Origin of the sequence: Streptomyces sp. NRRL F-2664 (assembly GCF_000719345.1) — a bacterium.
GTDB lineage: Bacteria > Actinomycetota > Actinomycetes > Streptomycetales > Streptomycetaceae > Streptomyces.
Genome location: NZ_JOFX01000409.1, coordinates 1 through 371 on the forward strand (window position 1 = coordinate 1; position 371 = coordinate 371).

The following is a 371-nucleotide window of genomic DNA, read 5'->3' on the forward strand; positions in this document are numbered from 1 at the left end:
CACCGACGACCCGCTGGCCTCCACCCTCAAGACCCAGGCCGACCACGCCGTCAAGGCCAAGCTCATCGAACAGCCCGACCTGGCCGGCATCTACGACCTGACCCTGTTGAACAAGGTCCTCAAGGCCGCCGGCAAGCCCGAGGTCCCCGACGCCGGCCTCGGCGCCGAGTGATCCGTACATCCAGCCATCAGCAATCAGCAATTCAGGAGGTGACGACCATGGCCACGACGTTCGCCAAGGCTGCCGAGGGCACGGTGGCGGAGCACCCGCACGCCGCCCGTATCGCGCACGTCTCGAAGTCCTTCCCCGGCCCGGCCGGTGCGCAGCTCGTCCTGGACGACATCAGCCTCGATGTCGCTCCGGGTGAGTT

At 67.7% G+C, this 371-nt stretch carries 2 pseudogenes; both read left to right on the plus strand.

Going from position 1 to position 371, the window contains the following annotated elements:
• Positions 1 to 172, plus strand: a pseudogene (locus IF89_RS45685) (sulfate ABC transporter substrate-binding protein); the annotation flags it as partial.
• Positions 173 to 219: 47 nt separating this feature from the next.
• Positions 220 to 371: pseudogene (locus IF89_RS0136325) on the plus strand (ABC transporter ATP-binding protein); the annotation flags it as partial.